The following is a 23,274-nucleotide window of genomic DNA, read 5'->3' as shown; positions in this document are numbered from 1 at the left end:
AAAACATACATAGTTAGTGAGTATTGGTTTACATCATATTTTATTATTGTATACTGTGAAATTCACCAACATCTAGTGATTAAACGTAACTATGACAAGATATTCATCCATATCTTGAATATAAAGATGATTACTTACAATGAGTTTGTCAAACTTATGCTAAAATATATCAAACCTGAAAAACATATTGCAAAAGTAATCCATCAAACCTATAAATCGAATCAGCTTCCAGAAGAGCTACAAAGCATAGTCAATCACCTAAAATTTAAAAATCCAGACTGGCAATACAAATTTTATGATGATCACAATATAATCAAATATATAAAATATCATTACGGTCAAATAATACTAGATTATTATCTTCGTATCAACCCAAAATATGGTGCTTCCAGAGCCGACTTTTTCCGATATTTACTTATTTATAATGAAGGTGGCGTTTACCTTGATATAAAAAGCTCCTGTAATATCCCTTTTGACCAAATTATACAAGATAATGATGTATATTTATTATCGCAATGGGACAATGAAAAAGATCAAGCATTTAAAGGTGCTGGTTTACATAAAGAATTAAGGAATATTAATGGTGGAGAACTTCAACAATGGTACATTATTGCTGCTGCTGGATCACCTTTTTTACGTGCGGTAATTGAAAAAATTATTAAAAATATTGATGAATATACTGTGTGGAAATTTGGTGTATCAAAACATGCTGTTTTGACTTTTACCGGACCTATTATGTATACACTTACTATTCATCCTTTATTAGCAAAGTATCCACATCGTTTTGAACGATACAATAGTAATTATGGTTTGATCTATAATGGTTTAAAAAATATTAATCATAAACAAGTTCTTCAAAACCACTATAGTCTAAATTTTGAACCCCTCGTAATGAATCATGGTTTTCAAAAATATATCGATTTAATGTTTGCTTTTTTTTATAAGTTTTATAGAAAAAATTTAAGATTTTCAAAAAAAGATTTTGTGCGAAAAAAATGACTTTTTACTTTTTATATTTTCAAAAATCAATAAGAGAATTCTTCAAGAACTTATCTTTAATATAATATTTTTCTAAAAAATTACGCTCCTTACGAGCAAGTTTTATTAATATTGGATGATTTTGTGGTGCATAATTAATCGATAAATCAATTAGAATTTTCTCTTTCACCCATTTATTTTTCACCTGATAAAACAAAGCATTTTGATCACAGTCAATCAATGTAATACTTGGAAAAGACTGTCTTAATACTTTTTGACAAGCGACATAGGCAACCAGATATTCTAAATTGCTGATCCGTTGAAAAATATCTTGAGTATTTGATTCTGTTTGTTTAATCTGTTGTATATATTTTTTAGGTGTTTGTTGAATTGCAATATATAGCTCATCATACCACTGTTTAAAGAATATATTATTCGGAACACTTGCCAATAACCAGTTTTCTATTACAGGATAGTTTAGATTGGTGGTATTTTTTCTTCTATAATAGGCAAAACTTTCTGTCTGGTTCTTCTGCATGATATTTTGAATCCAATCCAAACTATCATAGACAATAATACTGGCATCCAACCAAATACCACCGTGACGGTAAATAAGATCAAATCTTAATAAATCTGCTTTTTGTTGTGGTGTTGCTCCTTTTAATTGAGAAAAATCAAGATTGGTATATTGGTGTACATTTTCAGGATTAAGCACAAAAACCTCATAATCCGAATTTTTTTCACGAATATTAACAATACATTTCTCAACAAATTCCGGAAAATCACCTTCCCAATATATCCATATTTTTTTAGGTAAAATGATGCTTTTACTGACGGGATTAAAAGTCAACATACCCGCATAATTATCAATATTTTTATTCACCTGTCTAATTTTATAATGATACATAAAATGAAATTTAAGCAGATAAAATATTTTTTTAAAAATTTTCATATTAATTTCACACTATAGTCAGTTGATGAACATCAAAATTTATATAAATTGACGCGATCAGGAAATCAAATGCTTTAAGGCATGGTAACGATCCAGCCACATCCGTTTTTGCTTTTTCAAACCATGGGAAAGACTACGATTTTCTTTCTCTTTACGACTAATCCCTTGTGCAGCAACTGTACCTAAAATATCACTATCGACACCACGTGGACGAACCAGTGGAGGCCAAACACCTAGACCTAAACCATTTTTACTTAGCCAACGCTGGAAAAAAATATCTACAGGCACATTGATGTCCTTACCAGCGTTTAGAAATTCTTCTGCCCCTGCTCTAGACCAAATTAAACCCAAGCCACGAATAGGAAAATAATAGGCGTGCCAAAGTGAATATTCACCAATAGGTGTGATATCTTTTGCCAGTTTTTTCTTTTTGGCTGCAATATTAATCAAATACCAGTTCAAATCTTGATGTTGCTGTAAATAATCAAGTATGCCGTCAATAGCTGTTTTAAAATCCGTGACAATCTTCATATCATCTTCTAAAACAATTAGATAGTCAGCATCAGTTTTTAAAAACTGTTCGACACAACCATAATGACTTAGATAACAACCTATTTCGGAATTCAATAAACTACGACCTAAAATTGCTCTGGCCTCTGTATCGTCATAATCCTTGAATTCAGATAAATTTTTACCCCGACCATCATAAGCGGGAAAACGGCTAAACTCGACCTGTGCCAACTGCAACTGTTGACTGGCATTTTCCAGACGCTGATTGCTGCCATCAAGATTAATTAAATAAGTAATGACTTTCATTCTATGCTCTTAAACAGGTGTGTATTGAACTAAGGATTCGGGTAAAAATCCTGCAAACTTAGCATTTAAAGCGGTAGATATTTGCCGAGCTGCATCTTGATCAAGTTGGTCAAGACTCTGTATACAACCATATTTAATCGTATTCGACTGCAAATCCTGTATAAATTTGGTCAATCCTTGCTGATTTTTTAGATAAGCAATCTCAATATCCGTTTTCAAAATGGCTTCACCTTTTTGAATTTTTAAATGATTCATTAAAGAAATTGGGTTGAGTTGTTCTACACTTCTAAACTTATAGCGAATTTGTCGATCCAGTAATTCTGGTGATTTTAGCAGATAATCCGCTAGAATTTTTCGATCCACAATATGCGGATAATGATGAATTTCAAAGAATTTTTTAAATCCAAGAATATCTGCACCAAGCATTTGAGCAATAATATGTCCAGGCTGAATCGGCTTGCCAAATTGTTTGTTTAAAAATTGACGATATTTTAATTTGACTTTTAAAATACTGCTATTGGTCCAGTGACCATAAATAACCATTTTATCCTGCTGAATAAAATCTGTAATATCTGCTGGTTGATTAAAAAAGAAATCATCATTTAAATAAATGAAATCATCCGATAATCCGGGAATATTCCAAAGCATGCTCTCAATAGAACGTGTATTAAATGTCGGTAAATTTTGCGCATAGCCTGCAAAAATATCATGGTGGTCAACGATCTTTATCTTTTCAGCAGTGCAAATATTTTGCTTAGCAAATTCATCAATCCATTCTGGTTGTTGCTGATCTGTAACGATATAAATATGACGGCAAAATGGGACATATTTTAAAATAGACGCAACATTATAATAAATTTCATTATTACTGGCGAAGCGAGTATCACTGACGGCATCAGATGCTTGTTCAGGATTTAAATACTGTTGACGTTTTTGCTTAAGTTTTGGATCATTTCCATCTACCCAGGCAATCACTACATCTATATATTGCGCTGTATTATTCATTTACGCCAACTCTTAAAATGCTTTATTAAATCATCATAAATCAGACGCTTTCATTGGATGAATGAGCGATCATCAATATATTTATGATGATGTTCTGAAGTCTTTATTTTGCCAAAATTGATCATAAAACAGGCAAAAGCTAAACACCAGTTATTGCCATGCCTGTTTAATCCAGTCTGACGGCAAAATATGACGATACCATTTTCCACCACCGCCATTAATCGCATCAGGTGGATTTACTTCACCATGGAAAATAATAATTTTGGCATCTTTGGGTTTTTTAGGCGGCAAGACATAAGCCAAAGGGAGTTTGCGTAGGCAATGATATTTATAGCTTTTACACCAGCTTTCCGGCCAATAACTCAATTTACCTGTTTGTTTAACAAACCAAGTTAAATATTCCTGTTCGTTACGAAATCGATTACTGATTTCGTCAAAATGTTCACGGAAATAAGGCAAAATTTCCGGAAATGCTCCCAATTTAAAACGATAAACCGAACTATTTCCGGTAATACGCCATGGGCGCTTCCAGTCATGGATAATTAGAAAATCTCCTTCCTGTTGGAAAAAGCAGTCGATATTATCAATAATCACCACATCCAAATCCAGAAACAACAGATTCCCTCGTAGTCCATATAAATCAGGCTCAAAAGTGGACAGTTTATTCCAGCCACGTTCTGGACTACCCGCAGGTAAATCTAATGATGGTATCGGAAAACATTGTACTTCAGGATTTATGCCCTCGGTACGATCAGTTAGACACACCATTTTAAACGGCAAAGTCAAATGACGGCTGACCATGTTGTACAGGCGATTGACGTATTCGGCACCATATTTTGTACCCCACTTCATACATAGGATAATATTATCCTCTTGTGTTTGGCCAAGCTGTGAATCTTGTTCAATGTTATTGACCGGCATCATCAATCATCCTGCTATTCGACTGTTTATATCATAACATTATTGTCATTATATTTGCGTAATCCACATAATTTAGCACATTCCCAACAGACTTTATTTTTATGATTAAATTTAAAAAATATCAATCGATTAAATCAGAAACAATACGACTAAAATGATCAATAATTTTGATTTTAGATTGAAATTTTTTAAAAATAAGGAAAGGACAAAACCAAGCTATTATTTTTTTATCACATACAGAAACCTTTATACAAAGGAGAAACTATGCTCTCCTTTGTAAGAGAAAAAGATTATCCAAATAATTTTTTCATTTTTGCACTTAAACCATGGATAAAACGATGTTTAGCATTGGCTTTGTCGCTGGTTAAAAAATTAATTTGAATGGACTGACGTTGGCCTTCATAGGGTACATAACCATGCCAGCCATTATCAGTGACTTTAAATGCAACCAATGTCCCCGGACCTGCATTAATTTCTGCGGCATAGTTATCCATATCTTTTTCATCATTCAGAATACGTAAACGTCCGGTAGGCGCTTCCCAAGACTCGTTCAGATAAATAAGAATAGTGAGTAACTTGGTTTTGGAATCAGAATGAATACGACCATCTTTTTGACGGGAATAACCACGCAAAGTAATCATCATGGGATGTTCCATCACATCCACATCAAATTTTTCTGTCAGTATTTGGCGAAATTCCTTACAGTCCAATGACTTTAAAAAACGATCGAAATTCGGTTTCAGTTCAACATCATCAAGATTATAACTTCCACCCTGTTCAATCTTGGGAAAATCCCGAATAACAGCCTGAACCTCACTGTCTTCTAATGAATTTTCTACCACAAAATAGGGATATGGCGAAGTAGAAACCTTCGCTTCTTTTAAAGCGTCTAATTTTAAAATATGTGCCATAGGAATAATTCGATTAGATAATAAAACTGGCAATAATTATAGCAAAAAATTCATTGGCATGACATGTGACAACTCAACTTGGTGTGCCAATTACAAAAATCCAAATATCTGCAATATGATATTATCCTTATTTCGGACCAATCAGTTGAGCAGGTTCATTGCAAAATAATCCGCCTTTCACCTCAACCAGCCGTTATAATAAATACCATCTATCCAATCCTTTTCATTTAAATTGAATAATAGTGTCAGGTCATTATGAAAATTGCAGTTGCGGGAACAGGCTATGTCGGGCTATCAAATGCAATGCTGTTCGCACAGCACCACGAAGTCGTCGCATTAGATATTTTGCAAAGCAAAGTTGATTTACTCAACAATAAAATATCTCCTATTCAGGATGCCGATATCAGTTATTTTCTAAAAGAAAAACAGATAAATTTTCGTGCAACCACAGATAAGCAACATGCTTATCAGGATGCTACATTTGTTATTATTGCTACACCCACAGATTATGATCCGCAAAGCAATTACTTTAATACCCAAAGTGTCGAGTCTGTAGTGAAAGATGTGCTGGCCATTAACCCAAATGCAACCATGGTCATCAAATCCACCATTCCTGTCGGTTTTACCGAAAAATTAAGACAGCAGTTTGCGTGTGACAATATTATTTTTTCGCCTGAGTTTCTACGGGAAGGCAAGGCGCTGCATGATAACTTATACCCATCAAGAATAATCATTGGGGAACAATCGGAGCGGGCGCAACAATTTGCTAATCTTTTAATTGAAGGTGCAATCAAAAAAGATATTCCCGTGTTATTAACTGATGCCAGTGAAGCAGAAGCCATCAAACTTTTCGCCAATACTTATCTGGCCATGCGGGTATCTTTTTTTAATGAACTCGATACCTATGCCCAGACCTTTGGACTGGAAACCAAACAAGTCATTGATGGCGTTTGTCTGGATCCTCGTATTGGTAGTCATTATAATAATCCATCGTTTGGCTATGGCGGTTATTGCCTGCCCAAAGATACCAAACAATTACTTGCCAACTATCACAATGTACCGAGTAACCTGATTCAGGCCATTGTCGATTCAAACCGTACCCGTAAAGACTTTATTGCAGATTCTATTATCGCCCAAAATCCAAATGTGGTTGGGGTTTATCGTTTAGTCATGAAAAGCGGCTCAGACAATTATCGTGCCTCTGCTATTCAAGGGGTAATGAAACGAATTAAAGCCAAAGGCATAGAAGTCATTATTTACGAACCGACCTTCACGGAAGATGAATTTTTTAAATCCAGAATTGTTAATGATTTGAATACCTTTAAAGCATCTTGTGATGTGATTATTGCCAATCGTTTATCCAAAGATTTACTGGATGTTGAAGATAAAGTCTATACACGAGATATTTTTGGAGGCGATGAATGAAAGTTTTAATCACAGGTGCTGCGGGATTCATCGGCTTTGCTGTCGCAAAAAAACTACTTGAACGTGGCGATGATGTGGTCGGTTTTGATAATCTCAATGACTATTATGACCCTGCATTAAAGCAGGCACGGATTGAGCAGTTACATCATATTGCACAATCCGCACAAGGTACTTTTGTTTTTATTCAAGAGAATTTGGCCAATAAAGCTGCGGTAGATCAATGTTTCGAGCAGCATAAGTTTGATCGTGTGATTCATCTGGCAGCACAGGCTGGTGTACGTTACTCACTTGAAAACCCACATAGCTATGTAGAAAGTAACATCATCGCATTTACCAATATTCTTGAAGCCTGCCGTTATGCCCAGACACCGCATCTAACCTATGCTAGCACCAGTAGTGTCTATGGTGCCAACACCACCATGCCCTTTAGTGAACAACATGGTGTTGATCACCCAATTCAGTTTTATGCAGCCACAAAACGGGCCAATGAATTAATGGCACACAGTTATAGTCATTTATTCAAACTACCAACCACAGGCCTGCGCTTCTTCACCGTCTATGGCCCATGGGGCCGTCCCGATATGGCACTGTTCAAATTCACCAAGAATATTATTGAACAGCAGCCTATTCCAGTCTTTAATCATGGTCATCATACGCGGGACTTTACCTACATTGATGATATTGTAGAAGGTGTAATTCGTACGAGCGACAAAATTGCAGCACCGAATCCCGACTGGGATAGCCATCATCCAGATCCTGCCAGTAGCAATGCCCCGTTTAGAATCTTTAATATTGGCAATAATCATCCCGTGCAATTAATTGAATATATACATGCGATTGAAAAAGCATTGAATCAGAAAGCACAATTGAATTTACTGCCGCTACAACCTGGTGATGTTCCTGATACTTTTGCAGACAGTCATGCCCTTGAGCAATATGTTAATTATAAACCATCTACTTCGGTTGAAGATGGGGTGAGAAACTTTGTAGAGTGGTATCGACAGTATTATCAGGTTTAAGAATAAAGCATAAAAAAATCAGGCAAATGCCTGATTTTTTTATCACAAGATTACTTATTTTACATAAGTCAACCAATGTGCATATTTATCGTTTCGACCTTGAACAGCATCAAAAAAGGTTTTTTGAATCTCTGTGGTAATGGGACCACGACGACCTTCACCAATTTGACGATCATCATATTCACGGATTGGTGTTACTTCTGCGGCCGTACCGGTAAAGAATGCTTCATCTGCAATATAGAACTCATCACGGGTAATGCGACGTTCAATTACTTCAATACCCAGATCCTGTGCAATAGTAATCACGGTTTGACGGGTAATCCCGTCTAATGCGCCACCAGCAAGATCCGGCGTATGTAATTTACCATCTTTGACCAGAAACACGTTTTCGCCAGAACCTTGACAAACAAAGCCCTGTGGATCCATGAGCATGGCTTCGTCATAACCTGAATGTGCCACTTCCTGATGAGCAAGAATCGACACTGTATAGTTACCACTGGCTTTTGCTTTACACATGGTCACGTTTGGATGATGGTGGGTAAATGAAGATGTTTTGACACGGATACCCAATGCCATGGCTTCATCACCCAGATAAGCACCCCAAGACCATGCAGCAACCGCAGCATGAATGGTATTATCTGTCGCAGCAATACCTAGCTTTTCCGAACCAATCCAGATGATCGGACGTAAATAGCAAGAACTTAACTTATTTTCACGCACCACATCAATTTGTGCTTGCTCTAATGTTGCTTGATCAAATGGTACTTTCATTTGATAAATTTTGGCAGAATTTAATAAACGTTTTGTGTGGTCCTGCAAACGAAAAATTGCGGTACCTTTAGGTGTTTCATACGCACGTACACCTTCAAATACGCCCATACTATAATGTAAGGTATGGGTTAAAACGTGAATTTTTGCATCACGCCACTCAACTAATTTTCCGTCTTGCCAAATAAAACCATCACGATCAGCCAAATTCATGGCACATACTCCAAATTTTTTACACAATTACTCACTGTCCGGTGCCGAAAGCTTGTCAAAAAGCTCTACAGTTGCACTCGGATCAATTAATCTTTGCCATAACTTGCAAACGACTTCTCGGGTATCATGCCAATCCGCAGCTTTAACTTGCAAAGATTGATTTGCAAGTGCCAAACGGTGGCTTTCAGCGCGTTCACGTAGATAAGCTTGCGTTAATGCTGTGGCGTCGATGCTTGGTAAGCAGCCTGCTTTGGCAGCATCTTCAAGGATCCGCACATTGTCTGAGTAGTGGGCGAGATCAGGATTCGACCCACTCCATGCCAGTACTGCATACTGTGCCATAAATTCGATGTCAACGATACCACCTGCATCTTGTTTTAAGTGAAAAATTCCATGTTTTTTTTGTTCATTGGAAGAACCGAGATGATCTTTCATTTTTTGCCGCATCTTCAGCACTTCAGCACGTACTTCATTTTCATCACGTTTCCGGGTTAAAATTGTTCGACGAAGTGCCTCAAAAGCCTCGCACAATTCTATATTACCCGCAATCGAACGTGCCCGAACCAAGGCCTGATGTTCCCATAACCACGCACTGCTCAATTGATAATGCTCAAACGCCTTTAAGCTACACACCAGTAAACCGGCCTCACCATTAGGACGCAAGCGGGTGTCAATCTCATAAACACGGCCATCAAGTGTTTGTGTCGTCATCAGGGATAAGAACTTTTGTGCAACCCGCATGGCAAATTCAAGTCCAGTGACGACTTTTTTACCATCGGTTTCCGCTTGTTCTTCATATTGATGAATAAAGACCAAATCAAGATCGGAACCATATCCCAATTCAATGCCACCCACTTTGCCATAACCAATAATGGCAAATCCGAGACGATCTAAACTACAGCGCTCTCCGGCACTATCTAAAGGATAACCATGACGTTTCACCACCATTTGATAGGATAAATGCAGTGCTGTTTTTACAGTAATTTCGGCAATATCCGTCAGTACATCCGATATCCGCATCAATGGGCTTTCGGCCAGAACATCACTGGCGGCGACAGCCAAAACATTGGATTTTTTGAATAAGCGCAGCACTCGCATAATATCTTCGACTTGATCCAACTCAATACGCAACAGCTGTTGCCGTAAAGCCTGTTCCAAGTCCTGTCGACGAGGCAATTCAAAATCCATCGATAAAAATTCATCCAGTAATACAGGATAATGTGCCAATTCTTCACAAATCCATGGACTAACACTGGCCATTTTAACCAAACGCTGTAATGCACCGCGATTTTCCATCAGCATGACAATATACACACTACGCCGTAAAATCGATTCAATCAGTGGTAATAAGCGCATTAATGCAATTTGTGGATGTTCCGAAGCGATGACTGCCTGTACCAAATGTGGCCAGAATTGCTGTAACCGTTTCAATGCTGTACTGGGCAGACGCTGTACCGTATGACTTTGCCAAAATGCTTGGATACGTTGATAAGCCTCATCATCCAGATAAGGTTGTAAATCGATATGCTCTGATTCTGTAATATTGACATCAGCATCATTAATCCGCTCCTGAATTAATGTACTAAAATAAAAACTGACCCGTTCACGCTTTTGATTTAAGACCTGCATAAAATCTTGCCATGAATCGTAATTCAAGGCAAAAATCAGCCGTTCTCTTAAATTTTCATCCTGTGGCAAACTCTGGGTTTGTTGGTCCTGCAAGGCCTGAATTGCATGTTCAACCCGACGTAAGAATAGATACGCATCTTTTAATTCATGATAGGCTGTTTCATCAAGTAAATGATCATCTTTTAAATGCTGCATGGCGACCAGACACTGCCGATCCTGTAACTCCAGACGTGAACCACCATAAATTAACTGAAACACTTGTACAATAAATTCAATTTCACGAATACCGCCGGCACCCAACTTGACATCATCCGAGATATTGCGACGAGCCACCTCTTTCTCGATCATCGATTTCATTTCACGCATGGCAGAAAATGCGGTGTAATCCACATAACGACGAAATACAAACGGGCGTGCCATGGCAATTAATTCATCACCTGCCTGTCCGCCAGTGATCACTCTGGCCTTGATCCAGGCATAGCGTTCCCATTCACGTCCATGCTGAATCAGATATTTTTCCAGTGCAGCATAACTCAGCGCCAGTGCACTGCCATCCCCCCATGGACGTAAGCGCATATCTACCCGAAACACAAAACCATCAGCAGTCACCTGATCCAACAGGTTAATGATTTTTTGTCCCCACAAAATACAAAATTGCTGAACATCGATACACTTGCGTCCATTGCTTTCACCATTTTCACCAAAGGCAAAAATCAGGTCGATATCACTGGATAAATTCAGTTCCTGTGCACCATGCTTACCCATGGCAATTACAATTAAATCCTGTACTTGCCCATCATCACCAATCGGTTCACCATATTTTGCAACTAAAGCAGGACGGGCAAATTTTTTCGCAGCAATCACACAAGCATCGGCAAAATCTGATAACTCTCGTGTTAAGGTCACCACATCAGTGAGTTGATTACAATCCTGCCAGATCCAGCGCAGCATAAATCGGGCTCGTAACTGTCGAATACTACGCATCCAACTGGTTTCGTCACTGATATTTTGTAAGGTATTTTCAACCCACTGGAAAATTTGACTGCTATCTAAAGGAAGGAGAAATTGATCTTTGGCATAATCCTGCTGCCAGATGCCATCTAATGTTTGCATCACCTGACCAGCGTATAGACTACAAAATTGCACTCGTCTTGCGGAGGAAATATCTATCCCGTAAAGTTCCACATGTTGTTGATTCATTGATATTCAAAACCTGATAAACTTATATGTTCATCATTCCCGAATTTAGATCACCTTGCAACAACATATCGGATGTATTAAACATTCAGGTTCAAGATATACTTTTACCAATCGGCAAACGCACAATAAATTTTGTCCCCTGCCCCGGTGTCGATTCCACATGAATGGAACCGTGGTTTAAATCCAGAAAGCGTTTACACAATACCAATCCTAAGCCAGTCCCTTTCTCTCCGGCTGTCCCTTGCGTACTCGGTACAGTGTGTTCTCTGAACAATTTAGCGATTTGCACAGGCGTCATACCAACCCCCTGATCTTGAATGGAAATTTCTACCCATTGCTCGTTTTTGATCGCTTTGATTTTAACGGTTTTATCACTATTGATCGGGGTGAATTTTAGTGCATTAGAGGTTAAATTCTGAATCACTGATGTAACCATATTGACATCGGCAAAAGCATACAAATCATCAGCAGCATCATAATCTAAATGAATCTGTTTTTTAAAAGCAAAGGCATTTAAAAGATCACTCACAAACTGTAAGGTATCCGCCACTTTAAAATGTGAAGGTGTTTGATGAAAACGTCCATTTTCGGCCATGGCCCAATTTAGCAGGTTTTCCAGTAAGCCATAGGTTGATTGCGTCGTATCATGAATATAATCTGCCAAACGTTGTGCAGCGGCTTCATCCAGTGTTTCTTTCTCATGTGCCAAAATATCGGCACAACCCAGAATACCATGGAAAGGCGCACGTAAATCATGCGCAATAACTGAAAAATATTTGGCGCGCCCAAGATTAATACTTTCTAGCTCAGACATTCGCTGCTGTAATTGGTCATGTTGTAAAAGCTGACAACCACTCTTTTGACGTTGCTGTACATAACGTTCAATACATTGCCAAGTCGTATGAGAAAGTTGATGTTGCTGATCAGAAAACAGAATCACGGTAATATCGTATTCAACCGCATCAAAAGTCAATTTGACAGAACTTGCTGATTCCAACTTATGATTAAAAAGTTTTTCGAGTTTTTGTTTTAAGCTTAAAAATGATGGCGAAAATACATTCAACTTAATATGGTGGTCCAATACTGTAATTTCATCTAGACTGGCTTTGCTAATAAATGATTCCTGTCCAAGAAATATTTTTACATATTGTTGTCCCTTATCATAAAAACTATAAAGCGCAAAATCGTATTGACTCAATTCTTTTAATAAATCTACCGTCTCATCAATAAAGTTGGCAAAAGTGTGCGCTTCTGCAAACCAAGTTGAAGAAAAGTCAATTTGAGTGGTTTGATCTGGCATTTGAACTGCAACTTGCATTTTTCGCCCCCATCAATCCTAGTGTATAAAAAACATTAAGATATGTTTGATTGTTCAAAAATCATTGTTATGGATTAAATCTAACATACCTATAAAAACTTACAAGCTGTTTATGCCCAAAAGTGACAAAAATTGGTAATTTACAACCAGTTTAGATCCTATCTTTAGTATAACTATTTTAGTAAAAAGAGGCTTGATGATATTTTTTATACTTATATTTTGGATTGAATAAAAAAAGCAATAAAATCCAAGAGATTTTATTGCCTTAATTGATCAAAATAATCTCTTAATCTTCAATCACAATACGGCCATTGACAGGTTGTAATGGACGATTATTGGCTTCATCTTTCAATACAGCTTTAAATTGTTTTAATTGATCGGCAGAAATTGTTAAAGGTTGTTTTAAAACGATCCAGTTTACACCTTCAGAACAAGGCGGCGTAGTTAAGGATCCTGAGAAACGATAATACTCACGTTTTTTAGGCAAAAGTTTTTCAAGATCAATAGTATGCGTTAAACTTTTAGCATCATTTTCTTTATCGGAAAGATCAGACCAGAGTTTATTCCATTCAGAATTTGGCTGACCCAGTTCAAACATCACGGCAAGCACGGTTAATTGACCATCTGCATTAGCATTAACAAAGTGCAATTCCAATGGATAGCTTTTACCCTTGATCTGGTTTTCACTAGGTGTGTGAAAATGGAATTGTTTTAAGAAAAATTTTTGATTATCCAATACCAGATAATCACTATTATCGTCAGCCTTGGTATTGACCTGAACAGTATGACCATTAAATACAATGTCTTTTGGAGAAACTTTATATTCAATGTCAACTTTATGTTTCACAGTACTGGCATAAGTACTGCTGATGTTAATCGGTGTTTGATTTTTACCGGCACTACATGTTTTATATGTTTCATTGAGTTCACCCCAATGTTCAGGAGAGATATCTTTATCATATCCCCAATGGATCGTTTCTGCGGCAAAAGTGACTGAGCTTAAGCAGCAGATTAAGCTACTTAAAAGAATTTTTTTCATGGGAAAACCTATAGTGAAAAACAGATGAAAGGTATTATGAAAACGAAACAAATCATACGCCTTTACTTCGATTTTGACTTATAGATTATTTATATAAAAGTCAAACTACTATTAATATTTCTTATAAAAAATTTTTCAAAAAAAGAGTAAAGAATTGAAACAAAAAAATAAGACTACCCAAAGTAAAAATAAAAAATTAATAAAATCAAAAAATTAAGATTAAATTTATTTTTATTAAATTTTTTTCATTATACGCTTTTATTTCGTAAAAATTATGACAATTTAATGACCTTTTTTTCTTAGCATCCATCAGCGTCATCAAAGTAATTAACAATTAATCAAAAAAATTTATGTTTCACCCATATTTTCAATAAAAAATCAGATTATATAATCTTCAGATCGGCAATTTAGACTAAAATATAATCCTTATTAATAATAGGGTTTAAAATTGACTATACTTTGTCTGGATTAAATTCAAACAGCCTTCAAAAATGTAAATAAGACGTATTACTAATGTGGTGCTAGTAGAGAATGTTCTTAATAAACACTTAAATCCTCATTTATATATTTGAGTTGTTTATTTATCCTTCTATTTTTCATCATTTTGTAAACATAATATAAGTTTCTCTTTAAAAAAAACCTTATGTTAAGTTCCGATTAATACTCAATAAATCCAAGTACTGGTTGATATAGAACACTGGATATTTCATCTTTCTTCAAGAGATTAAGCATTAATTCTGCCAATTCATATCCCACATCAATTGTTTTGGGAATCTCTATGGTTTGAATATCATGTGTTGGCAATATGGTCTGTTGCGATAACATACCATAAACAATCACTTTAATATCCTGATTCAGATTTAAGCCTGCTTTAGAAAGGGCAAGTAAAACACCTACCGCCGCCATATGATTATCAACAAAAATAGCATCAGGTAATATTGTTTGTTCTAAAAGATGTTGGGTGACTAAAAAACCAGAATTTTGCTCAAGGCCAATGCGGTACTCTTGTAAGCGAATGTCTGGATATTGACAGACTTCATTTTTAAAAGCTTGATATCGTTGCTGAATAAAATTATAAGATAAATCTGCACCCAAATAGGCGATAGACCGATGGCCAGCGTTAATCAGCTGTTTTGCTGCTAGGGCCGCGCCATGGGCATTGTCCATATCAAACCAAGCATAGGGATGAATAAAACCCTCGCTTCTACCATGCGCCACAAAAGGGATTTTTCGTTGGTGCAGATAGGCCAGTCGCTCATCATGGACTTTTGTTCTGGGTACAATAAACGCATCGACACGCCCACCCTTAATAATCCGTTCATAAGTTGCCAGCTCGTGTTCTGGAGGAGCAGAAATAATCAGTAAATCTATGCCCTCTTTGGCAAAACGCTCACTCATGGAAGAAAGCACATGCAAATAATTAACATCGCCCAGATCATTCACTGTGGCGGGAAATACGATACCGACCGCATTCGCACGTCCCAATGCCAGTCCTCTGGCAATTGAATTCGGCACATAACCAAGACGATCTGCAACCTGTTTAACTTTGATTTTTGTTTTGGAGGATACTTCCGGATAATCATTTAATGCCCGACTCACTGTAGTAAGTGATAAACCAAGTTCTGCGGCGATGGCTTTGAGTGACATTAAATGGATAACCTGAATGACTGAATTTGGTGGTATAGCATTTTATCGAATATCCTTTTTTATAATCCAATTATTTTCGTCTAAAACCGGCATGATCACCTTTCGTTAAAAAATAATTTTTTATCAAGAATAATCAATCTATTACATGAATAAAATCTTCAAATTTTCAACATACAACTCTTGTTTATCTATTTTTCAGATGTTGACCCCTATTTTTCTTATTTCAATTTAAAGCCTAAAAGTCACAAAATCCAAAGCGCTTTGGATGGATACAAAAAATCATCAAAATATTCCCATGATTTTAAATATCCATCCTATAACAACAAGTTATCTCTAAACCATGTATCGGAAAAATGAATACTCGCTCGACAGATAACTTAATTTTTTGCCATGACTTTTGCTATGACCATTTGGGGGTTTGTATCATGACTTTATCCAAGACCAGATTATCTGTTGCTGTGAGTATGCTATTAAGTTTTGCACTTCAAAATAGCCATGCAGACACACAACCGGACACCGCTTCAACGACCACGTCTCCTGCTGTAGAAACGCAATCTACGGAACAGGTCAAACAGTTGGAAACAATTGTCGTGACAGGTACGGCAAGAAGTAGCGGCATCAGCAAATTGGATGCCGGTTTCTCTATTTCCACTGCAAATCAGGAACAAATTAAGCAAGTGGCACCACAAAGCACTGCCGATTTAATGAAAATCGTACCGGGTGTATTTGCTGAAACTTCGGGCGGTGTGGCCGGTTTACATGTCGGTGTACGGGGATTCCCGCAAAATGGTGGTGGCGGTTTTGCCACGGTCCAGCTGGATGGTTCACCGATCTTTGTACCTGCAACGCTAGATTTCCTCGAAGGGTTTAGTCTATTTCGTATTGATGATACGGTTGAGCGTGTAGAAGTCCTGCGAGGTGGTCCGAGTCCGATTTTTTCCAATGGTAATCCAGGCCTTACTGTAAATTTCATTCAAAAGAAAGGCAAAGATACCCCAGAAGGAACAGCTGGCATCACTTTAGGCTCTGAAGGGTTATATCGTTTTGACGGCTACTATGGCGGTAAAATTGCTGAAGGCTGGTACGCAACTGTCGGCGGTTTTTATCGTCAAAGTGATGGGATTCGTGATACCCAATATCCTGCTGATGAAGGTGGGCAACTCAGTGCCACTTTAAGCAAACGCTGGGGTGATGGCAATGATTTAACCTTCTATGTGCGAAAAACCCATGACAGCAATGCCTTTTTCACACCAGCCCCTTTACTCTCCAACAACGGTAAACTATCCACTTATCCCGGATTTGATCAACGCAAGGATACCTTACAGGGTAATGATCTTCGTCAACTTAATCTGGAAATTGCACCTGATCAAACCATCTCAAGAGATTATTCGGATGGCCGTACCATTGATCTGAATTTATTTGGTGTCAATCTCGACTTAAATTTTGATGAATGGACCTTGAGTAATCGTGCCAGTTTTCTTAAAGGTACAGCCGATGTGCGTGCCTTATTTACCAGCGCAACGCCTTTAAGTTTAAATGACTATATCAATGGTCGTATTACTGCTGCCAATGGTTCTGCCAATGTAGTGAATAGTGCGGGTGGATTAGCAACCTCGGGAAGTGCTTCTTTTGCCTCAACCGGTAGTGCCATTACCGACCTATCCCAACCGGTTATTGTGGCTGCACTTAATTCAATCGACAAAGACATCGAATCTTTTAGTAATGACTTTCGCTTAAGTCGTAGCTTTGCTGATCATACTGTTACGCTAGGTGGATATTTTGCACATTATAGTGTCGATGATTTATGGTATCAGGGCAATAATGTTTTATTGTCAATGGAACCTAATGCCCGTCGTATTAATGTCACGCTAGATAACGGGGTGCAAATCAGCCGGGATGGTTTTGTCAGTGCCACCACCAATCAGGTTAAGGCATCTTATACTGGTAGCAATTATGCCGCATTTCTGGCAGACGAGTGGCAAATCACACCCGATTTAAGACTGGATGCCGGCGTTCGTCTAGAACACTATAAAGCGGATGGTAATCGAAACCTCACCACAGCTGGTGTCGATCTGGATGGTAATCCTCTGACATTTTATAACAACAGCAGCGTCATTTTAAATGGCAATAAACTGTACTCAAAATTCTCTGATACCAAAACTTCTTGGACCTTAGGCGCCAACTATTTCCTACAACCTGATCTCAGTGTTTTTGCCCGTCTAAACTCTGGCTATCGTTTTCCCTCACTGGATGATGTGCGCAACTTAGGTGAAGCAAGTGTAGTACAAAGTATTGATCAGTATGAACTGGGTTTAAAAACCATTAATCCATTGTATGATCTGGCGCTCACTGCATTTTTAAATGAATTTGACGGACAGACTTACACTCAGCAAATTGTAGATCCCAATACCAATCAGCAAACCACCATTAACTCGATTGCTGGTTCCCGTACCTATGGTCTGGAACTAGAAGCTGCACTGCGCCCAACTGATCGTCTGGAATTACGTTTGAATACCACATGGTTAAATGGTGAATTTAAAGATGTCGTCGACAGTAGCAATCCTGCCTTTAAAAATGGCAATGAAGTGCAACGTCAACCCTCTGTACAGGTTCGTTTCACGCCAAGTTATTATATTCCGCTGAATTTTGCCGATTTATCGCTATATGGCACCTATAGCTATGTGGGTAGCCGTTATTCGGATATCAATAATTTGCAACCCTTGCCGTCTTACCAAACTGTAGATTTAGGGGCAAAACTGGACTTTGGCCAATGGGATCTACGTTTTACCGGCAGTAATATCACCAATGAGCTAGGATTGACTGAAGGTAACCCTCGTGTTGCAGGTTCAGCCAATGTGAATAATGTGGTGATGGGACGCTCGCTATTTGGACGTGAATACCAGCTAGCCTTACGTTATCGTTTCTAAATTGTTTTGGTGGCTGTTTACGGACAGCTGCCTGATTTAATTTCTCTAGTATGAAGTTGTTATTGCCATGAATTTGCTTTATTTACATACCCATGATAGTGGTCGTTATGTGTCACCTTATGGGTTTGCCATACCTACGCCGAATATTGCCAAACTTGCCCAGCAAGGGGTACTTTTTAGGCAGGCATTTTCGGCAGCGCCAGTCTGTAGCCCAAGTCGGGCTGCATTGTTACATGGTAACTGGCCACATGAAAATGGCATGATGGGCTTGGCACATCGTGGCAGTCGACTCACCACACCCCACCAACATCTGGCTTATGTACTGGCACAGGCTGGCTGGCAATCGGTGTTAATTGGCGAACAGCATGTCGCTCCACCTGATGAACTCACTGCATTGGGCTATAGCGAAATTTTGCAAATTGACAATACTGCCGCACAGAAAGTCGCACCTGTTGCCATCCATTGGCTAAAACAACGTGATCGCAGCACGCCTTTTTTCCTGTCTGTTGGTTTTCATGAAACCCATCGTCCTTATCCCTATGTTGCTGATGAAACACAAGCACGTTACCTCTCAACCCCACCCGGAATTCCTGATAATGCCGCCAATCGTCTGGATATGGCAGGCTATCATCAATCGATCAAAATAGCAGATGAAGCCTTTGGACAAATTCTGGCAGCATTAGAGCAAACAGGCGATGCAGATGATACGCTGGTGGTACTCACCACCGACCACGGATTACCTTGGCCCAATATGAAATGTACTGCGGGGGATGCAGGCACAAGCGTCATGCTGATTATGCGAGATGGTGCGCATTTTTCCGGCGGTAAGGTGATTGATGGTATAGTCTCACAACTGGATATTTTCCCGACATTTTGCCAACTTGCCAATATACCGGAACCTGACTGGCTAAGAGGAGAAAGTTTATTGCCACTGGTCACAGGTGAAACCGAACAACTTCATCAACAACTCTTTTCAGAAATTACCTATCATGCTGCATTGGAACCTGTGCGTAGTATTCGCACAGCGAAATGGCGCTTTACCAAGCGTTTTGATACAGCAGATTTGCGTATTCTGGCGAATGTCGATGCCAGTCCCAGCAAACAACAATTTATTGAACATGGCTGGCGCAACTGGCTGCCCGAGGGAGAAAGTTTATTTGATGTGATTCTGGATCCGCAGGAAAAAGTCAACCTGATTGATCGAATAGACTATGGCGAAATTGCCCAACAGCTTCGGCAACAGTTATTGAGCTGGATGCAGGAGACTCATGATCCTCTATTACAAGCGGACTGGACGCCTGATCCAAACATCTATGTGGTACCTCGTGATGCTATTTCACCGGATGGCGATACCAAGGTCAACTCACAACAAAATGATGATACAACCTCATCTACAGTGTTATAAGGTCGCCAATCTTATGAAAAGAAGTGTTTTTTTCTGTTTATGTGCCTTGTCTGTCACCACACTGTTTTCATCAGCATATGCAGCAACTTTAACCCTTGCTGCACCCTCTGATGCACAACTTCCAGCACTGAAAAAACAATTGGCAGCATGGCAGAAAAAAACCGGGCATCAGGTTAAAATCATCAAGCTGAGTAATGCCAGTAATGATGTTTTTGTGCAATATCGTACCTGGCTGGCTTCACGCAATAACAGTGTGGATGTGTATAAATTTGATAGTCAGTGGGTGGGGCAATTGCGCCAACATTTACTGGATTTATCGCAAGACACCACACAACAGCAACAGATGTTCCCCACTGTCATTTCTGCATATTCTGATCAAAGTGGAAAATTATATGGGCTACCTTATACCGTAGGTATTCCGCTACTCTATTATCGTAAGGATTTACTGGATCGATACCAACAGCCAGTACCCAAAACGTGGACAGAAATGACCCGAATTGCCCGCTATATTCAGCAACAGGAACGGGCAAAAGGGCAAAAAAATCTCTGGGGCTATGTCTTTCAGGGCGCTGCCTATGAAGGTCTGACTGCCAATGCTTTGGAATGGGTCGCGTCCTATGGTGGTGGGCAAATTGTTGAGGCGGATGGTTCAATCAGCATCAATAATCCTGCCAGCATCGCTGCACTGAAACTGGCTGGTTCATGGGTTGGAAGTATCTCCCCCATTGGTGTGGTCAACTATAAGGAAGATGATGTACGTGGCGTGTTTCAGACCGGTAATGCGGTATTTATGCGACACTGGCCAGCAGTGTGGAATTTACTACAAAAGGAATCAGGTAGTGCAGTCTCCGGCAAGGTTGCCGTCACACGTCTACCGTATGAAGGTCAAGGTCAATCTGCGGCAACTATGGGGGGTTGGGGTTTTGTTGCCTCTAAATATTCAAAGCAAAGCCAACTGGCAAAACAACTGGTGATTTATCTAGGTAGTCAGGAAGCACAGCGTATTTCAACCACCTATAGCTTACCACCTACTTATCCAACACTGTATGATGATCCAGCCCTTATTCGGCAATTCCCATTATTGCCCCAACTTAAACTTGCTGCACGGGATTTGATCGCACGACCTTCGGCACAGACTGGACAACATTATCCTGAAGTCAGTAATGAATTCTGGACAGCGGTGCAACGTGTTTTACAAAAACGACAAGCCGCCCCTGAAGCAGTCGAGCAACTGGAACAACGCCTGAAACGGGTTAAAGGTCGGGGGTGGTGATGAATATCAATCATTTAGGTCAGACATTTTTTGCCAAGACATTGGCAGCAAGACGATTACGTACAGCCCTATATTTGTTGCTACCAGCTTTATTATTACTGCTTTTGGTGGCGGCACTGCCCTTAGGGCAAACCATTTTATTTAGCTTTAGCAATGCCACTGCCGATGACCCACAAGCGGCTCAATGGGTTGCTTTTGATAATTATTTTAGTGTTTTTCAGGGTGAATATTTAGGGATTTTAACCGATACGCGCTGGTGGTTATCGGTTAAAAATACCATTATTTTTGCCTTTTTTTCCGTGTCGCTTGAATTGTTTTTTGGCATGGCGATTGCGCTGAGTCTCAATCGGGAATTTCCCTATCGAGGAATTGTACGTGCCTTGGTATTAATTCCTTGGGCGATCCCAACCATTGTTTCGGCACAAATGTGGGTCTGGATGTTGCACGATCAATACGGCATTATCAACTGGATACTCACACAGCTTGGCTTGATTGATACCGGTGTGGCATGGTTATCACAACCGTCCACTGCACTTGCCACCATTATTGTGATTGATGTCTGGAAATCCACACCCTTTATGGCTTTAATGCTATTGGCAGCACTACAAACTGTACCGAATGAGTTAAAGGAAGCGGCCAGAATAGATGGTGCAACGTCATGGCAAACGTTTAGGCACATTGTTTTACCGATTATTTTTCCTGCGGTTGCTGTGGCAGTGGTATTTCGTATGCTGGATGCCTTACGTGTGTTTGATCTCATTTATATTGCCAATCCCTCTGATGAAAATGTAATTTCTATGTCGGTCTATACCCGTCGTTTATTGTTTGAATATGGCAAATTCGGTGAAGGTTCTGCCGCATCGGTTCTATTATTTCTGGTTGTATGTGGCTTGGCAATTGTCTGGATTAAATTTTCAGGTGTCATTGAGCGGCAGGAGCATTAACCATGGCAAAAAACATTGCAAAACATATAGGCAAAAGTGGGTTGTTTTTTTTCTGGTTATTGGTGGTGGTGGTCTGGCTGGTATTTCCCTTTTATTATGCCATTATCACCTCGTTACAATCCGGAACAGCAATCTTTCAACCTGGTTTAATTCCGATTGATGCCAGTTTGGAGAATTATCGTCAAATTTTTCTTAGAGAATATTTTAGCGTCAATATTTTAAACTCGGTCATCATCGCCAGCACTGTGGTCTGCTTATCCTTATTCTTTGGCGTGTTGGCGGCCTATGCACTAGCACGAGTTGACTTTATTGGCCGCAAAACCTTATTACTGACAATCCTGGCAGTTTCCATGTTTCCGCAAATTGCAGTATTGTCGGGCATGTACCAGATGTATGTGGCATGGCGCAGTTTTTTACAAGTTGAATTGGGCGTGCAATGGTCACATGCCTTGTCGTTAAGCTGGCTTAGTTTTTCTTATTTAATTTTTACCTTGCCATTTACCATCTGGACCATCACCGCCTATATGCGTGCCATTCCACAAGAACTCGAAGATGCAGCACTGGTCGATGGTGCCAGCTACCCTACGATTATCCTTAAAATCTTTTTACCCACTCTCTGGCCTGCTTTAATTACCACAGGTCTGATGGCTTTTGTTACGGCATGGAATGAGTTTTTATTTGCTTTAACCTTTACCAGTCAAGAATCCGAACGGACCGCAACGGTGGCCATTTCTATGATTTCCGGAATTGCCGACTATCAAGTGCCCTGGGGTATGATTATGGCAGCCTCGGTCATCATCACCATTCCCATCATTCTTTTGGTATTGATCTTTCAGCGTCGTCTCATCTCTGGTCTTACCGCTGGGGCTGTTAAAGGATAAATC

At 39.1% G+C, this 23,274-nt stretch carries 18 protein-coding genes; 8 read left to right on the top strand and 10 right to left on the bottom strand.

The window, feature by feature from the left end; genetic code table 11:
• The first annotated feature begins 126 nt into the window (after window positions 1–126).
• Window positions 127–999, top strand: a complete 873-nt coding sequence (locus CRO21_RS01620; RefSeq protein WP_097077605.1) for a glycosyltransferase family 32 protein — start codon at window positions 127–129, stop codon at window positions 997–999.
• A gap of 19 nt (window positions 1,000–1,018) precedes the next feature.
• Here the strand turns inward: CRO21_RS01620 and CRO21_RS01615 are convergent, their stop codons facing one another.
• The 5 genes from CRO21_RS01615 to CRO21_RS01595 form a co-directional block, all read right to left on the bottom strand.
• Window positions 1,019–1,930 carry a glycosyltransferase family 32 protein gene (locus CRO21_RS01615; protein WP_097077604.1) on the bottom strand — a complete coding sequence of 304 codons (912 nt, stop codon included), beginning with the start codon at window positions 1,928–1,930 and terminating at the stop codon, window positions 1,019–1,021.
• Window positions 1,931–1,987: 57 nt separating this feature from the next.
• Window positions 1,988–2,746, bottom strand: coding sequence for a glycosyltransferase family 25 protein (locus CRO21_RS01610; RefSeq protein WP_097077603.1), 759 nt, complete (start codon window positions 2,744–2,746; stop codon window positions 1,988–1,990).
• 9 nt (window positions 2,747–2,755) lie between these two features.
• Entirely contained in the window at window positions 2,756–3,751 is a 996-nt protein-coding gene (locus tag CRO21_RS01605; RefSeq protein ID WP_097077602.1) for a stealth family protein, read from the bottom strand.
• A gap of 150 nt (window positions 3,752–3,901) precedes the next feature.
• On the bottom strand, window positions 3,902–4,672 hold the full coding sequence (locus tag CRO21_RS01600; RefSeq protein ID WP_097077601.1) for a glycosyltransferase: 771 nt from the start codon (window positions 4,670–4,672) through the stop codon (window positions 3,902–3,904).
• A gap of 290 nt (window positions 4,673–4,962) precedes the next feature.
• Window positions 4,963–5,583 carry a 2OG-Fe(II) oxygenase gene (locus tag CRO21_RS01595; protein ID WP_087619340.1) on the bottom strand — a complete coding sequence of 207 codons (621 nt, stop codon included), beginning with the start codon at window positions 5,581–5,583 and terminating at the stop codon, window positions 4,963–4,965.
• 255 nt (window positions 5,584–5,838) lie between these two features.
• Here CRO21_RS01595 and CRO21_RS01590 point away from each other — a divergent pair, with 255 nt between their 5' ends.
• The gene (locus tag CRO21_RS01590; protein WP_097077600.1) at window positions 5,839–7,008 is read left to right on the top strand and encodes a nucleotide sugar dehydrogenase; all 1,170 of its coding nucleotides are present in this window, start codon (window positions 5,839–5,841) and stop codon (window positions 7,006–7,008) included.
• A complete protein-coding gene (locus tag CRO21_RS01585; RefSeq protein WP_097077599.1) occupies window positions 7,005–8,027 on the top strand; it encodes an NAD-dependent epimerase in 1,023 nt (340 codons plus the stop codon). Before CRO21_RS01590 ends, CRO21_RS01585 begins: the two co-directional genes overlap by 4 nt.
• Window positions 8,028–8,081: 54 nt before the next feature.
• Here the strand turns inward: CRO21_RS01585 and CRO21_RS01580 are convergent, their stop codons facing one another.
• From CRO21_RS01580 to CRO21_RS01560, 5 genes are all read right to left on the bottom strand, one after another.
• Window positions 8,082–9,008 carry a branched-chain amino acid transaminase gene (locus CRO21_RS01580; RefSeq protein WP_097077598.1) on the bottom strand — a complete coding sequence of 309 codons (927 nt, stop codon included), beginning with the start codon at window positions 9,006–9,008 and terminating at the stop codon, window positions 8,082–8,084.
• A 27-nt stretch (window positions 9,009–9,035) separates the two neighbouring features.
• A complete protein-coding gene (glnE, locus tag CRO21_RS01575; protein WP_378234920.1) occupies window positions 9,036–11,750 on the bottom strand; it encodes a bifunctional [glutamate--ammonia ligase]-adenylyl-L-tyrosine phosphorylase/[glutamate--ammonia-ligase] adenylyltransferase in 2,715 nt (904 codons plus the stop codon).
• A 178-nt stretch (window positions 11,751–11,928) separates the two neighbouring features.
• Window positions 11,929–13,155: a sensor histidine kinase gene (locus CRO21_RS01570; protein ID WP_097077596.1), complete on the bottom strand. Its 1,227-nt coding sequence runs from the start codon at window positions 13,153–13,155 to the stop codon at window positions 11,929–11,931.
• A 286-nt stretch (window positions 13,156–13,441) separates the two neighbouring features.
• The gene (locus CRO21_RS01565) at window positions 13,442–14,194 is read right to left on the bottom strand and encodes a carbonic anhydrase (RefSeq protein ID WP_097077595.1); all 753 of its coding nucleotides are present in this window, start codon (window positions 14,192–14,194) and stop codon (window positions 13,442–13,444) included.
• Window positions 14,195–14,851: 657 nt separating this feature from the next.
• Window positions 14,852–15,841 (bottom strand): substrate-binding domain-containing protein, encoded by a 990-nt coding sequence (locus CRO21_RS01560; RefSeq protein ID WP_097077594.1) that lies wholly within the window; start codon window positions 15,839–15,841, stop codon window positions 14,852–14,854.
• Between the two features lie 425 nt (window positions 15,842–16,266).
• Between CRO21_RS01560 and CRO21_RS01555 the strand changes: the two genes are divergently transcribed.
• The 5 genes from CRO21_RS01555 (at window position 16,267) to CRO21_RS01535 (ending at window position 23,271) form a co-directional block, all read left to right on the top strand.
• Window positions 16,267–18,768 (top strand): TonB-dependent receptor, encoded by a 2,502-nt coding sequence (locus CRO21_RS01555; RefSeq protein WP_171293959.1) that lies wholly within the window; start codon window positions 16,267–16,269, stop codon window positions 18,766–18,768.
• A gap of 67 nt (window positions 18,769–18,835) precedes the next feature.
• Window positions 18,836–20,173 carry a sulfatase family protein gene (locus CRO21_RS01550; RefSeq protein ID WP_097077592.1) on the top strand — a complete coding sequence of 446 codons (1,338 nt, stop codon included), beginning with the start codon at window positions 18,836–18,838 and terminating at the stop codon, window positions 20,171–20,173.
• Window positions 20,174–20,186: 13 nt separating this feature from the next.
• Window positions 20,187–21,446, top strand: coding sequence for an ABC transporter substrate-binding protein (locus CRO21_RS01545; RefSeq protein WP_171293958.1), 1,260 nt, complete (start codon window positions 20,187–20,189; stop codon window positions 21,444–21,446).
• On the top strand, window positions 21,446–22,390 hold the full coding sequence (locus tag CRO21_RS01540) for a carbohydrate ABC transporter permease (protein WP_097077590.1): 945 nt from the start codon (window positions 21,446–21,448) through the stop codon (window positions 22,388–22,390). The genes CRO21_RS01545 and CRO21_RS01540 overlap by 1 nt, the downstream gene beginning before the upstream one ends.
• A 2-nt stretch (window positions 22,391–22,392) precedes the next feature.
• On the top strand, window positions 22,393–23,271 hold the full coding sequence (locus CRO21_RS01535; RefSeq protein WP_097077589.1) for a carbohydrate ABC transporter permease: 879 nt from the start codon (window positions 22,393–22,395) through the stop codon (window positions 23,269–23,271).
• The last annotated feature ends 3 nt before the right edge of the window (window positions 23,272–23,274 follow it).

Source organism: Acinetobacter puyangensis (assembly GCF_900096995.1).
GTDB lineage: Bacteria > Pseudomonadota > Gammaproteobacteria > Pseudomonadales > Moraxellaceae > Acinetobacter > Acinetobacter puyangensis.
This window is presented reverse-complemented; position numbering and strand designations above follow the sequence as displayed.